Raw genomic sequence first — 1,691 nt, 5'->3', positions numbered from 1 at the left:
GCCGAGGAGCGATAGCCGAATGACGCTATCCTCCGTCACGTCACGGTAAGCCTCCCCGTTGACGATGAGTGACAGGTCGCCGATTCCACTTTCGTCACCGTTGACAACATCCATGCCCTCTACGCGGCGAAAGGCGCGCGTTATGAGGGGGAGGTTCAGTTGCAGGCCGATGCGTGGGGTGAAGTTATATCCGGCGAGGAACTGCGTGATCGAGCTGTTGAGGCGTTGCCCGGCCGGGTTGTCGACCTTCTCGCCGCTTTGTTGCAGCGTGTTGCTGCTGGTGAACTGCTCGGCGACGCCCACCCGGATGCCGGTGCGACTCTCCCGCTGTTCGGTCGCGGTGTAGATTGCGCACAGATCGCAGGCGTGTCCTTGCACGGGGGTGCCCAGCGCCAAGAGTAAGCATGCCATCCTGGCGCGGCCGGAAAGGGCTGGCACGAATGCAGACATGCTTCTCGTCATTTCGATACGCCTACCAAGCCGCACCCACATAAACGCAAGAGCTACCAAAGTGCGTGCTTGATGGGAAGAAGCGAGGAAATGGACCCGCAGCCGGAGTGCGTGCCTGTGGAGCGGTTGGTATTGCATCAGCCCGCACGGACGTCATAGGTTACAGCCTATGCCTGATGCGATCGTCGAACGTGAAGGCCATGTGTTGGTGGTTACTTTGAACCGTCCAGAGCGTATGAATGCGCTCTCGGGCGCCATGCTCGTACGCATGTACGACGCCTTCGTCGAGGCGTCGACGAAGGACGACGTCCGTTGCATCATCCTTACCGGGGCAGGCGGCAACTTCTGCTCCGGCGCCGATCTCCGGGCGATGGCAGGGGACGGCGGGAACACGGATCCGGAAATCGACGTCACTGCACGCATGTCCGCTGACCCCGAGCTACACTGGAAGGCGCTGCTGCGCAGCTACCGGCCAACCAAACCCATCATCGCGGCGGTCGAGGGTGTGGCGATCGCCGGCGGCACGGAAATCCTGCAAGCGACCGAGATCCGTATCGCCGGAGAGAAGGCTCGCTTCGGCGTGTCGGAAGCACGGTGGTCACTCTACCCGATGGCCGGCTCGGCGGTGCGGCTGCGGCGCCAGATTCCGTACACCCACGCGGCCGAGATCCTGCTCACTGGCAAACACCTCACGGCACGCGAGGCGCTCTCGATCGGACTCATTGGCCATGTGGTTCCCGATGGTCAGGCGCTCGCCAAGGCGCGTGAGATCGCCCAGGTCATTTGCGACAACGGGCCGCTCGCCGTCGAGGCGATCATACGCACGCTGCACGAGACCGACGGTATGACCGAGGCGGAGGCGCTGGCCCACGAGTTCGACTATGGCTGGAAGGTATTTATGAGCGAGGACGCGAGGGAAGGTCCGCGCGCCTTCAAGGAGAAGCGCAAACCGAACTTCCAACGCCGCTGAGGACGGTAACGTACCGATCGACGAGATCGGACCGGAGTCTGACGTTGATATGACCGTTCCGCTACTGTGTGTTCTGCTCAGCTCGCTGTGCACTCCCGGGCCGACGGGGCTGTGTCCTGGCCGGTCGGATCGTTGCCTGCATGCGTCCGATGCTGTCGCGGCTCGGCAAGGGGAGACGCTCTCGCCGACCAAGCCCGCGACGGGCCGGTTTCTCATCGCCAAACGCAGCCTGCGCGATCCCAACTTCGCCGAGGCGGTGATACTGCTACTC

General features: G+C 63.0%; 3 protein-coding genes. 2 read left to right on the top strand and 1 reads right to left on the bottom strand.

The genetic code is table 11. The features are described 5' to 3' along the window. Positions 1-411 (bottom strand): hypothetical protein (locus VF515_14115; GenBank protein ID HEX7408771.1); only part of this gene is annotated, 411 nt, incomplete at its 3' end. Positions 412-619: 208 nt separating this feature from the next. Between VF515_14115 and VF515_14110 the strand changes: the two genes are divergently transcribed. Continuing rightward, the gene (locus tag VF515_14110; GenBank protein ID HEX7408770.1) at positions 620-1,420 is read left to right on the top strand and encodes a crotonase/enoyl-CoA hydratase family protein; all 801 of its coding nucleotides are present in this window, start codon (positions 620-622) and stop codon (positions 1,418-1,420) included. Between the two features lie 49 nt (positions 1,421-1,469). Further along, positions 1,470-1,691 (top strand): hypothetical protein (locus VF515_14105; GenBank protein ID HEX7408769.1); only part of this gene is annotated, 222 nt, incomplete at its 3' end.

This window comes from Candidatus Binatia bacterium (genome assembly GCA_036382395.1).
GTDB lineage: Bacteria > Desulfobacterota > Binatia > HRBIN30 > HRBIN30 > JAGDMS01.
The sequence above is the reverse complement of the archived record's forward strand: the minus strand, read 5'-3'. Positions and strand labels throughout refer to the sequence as shown.

Bases quoted from the DNA above. Each gene is read 5' to 3' on its own strand.
- VF515_14110 (HEX7408770.1), top strand. From the start codon at position 620: ATGCCTGATGCGATCGTCGAACGTGAAGGCCATGTGTTGGTGGTTACT.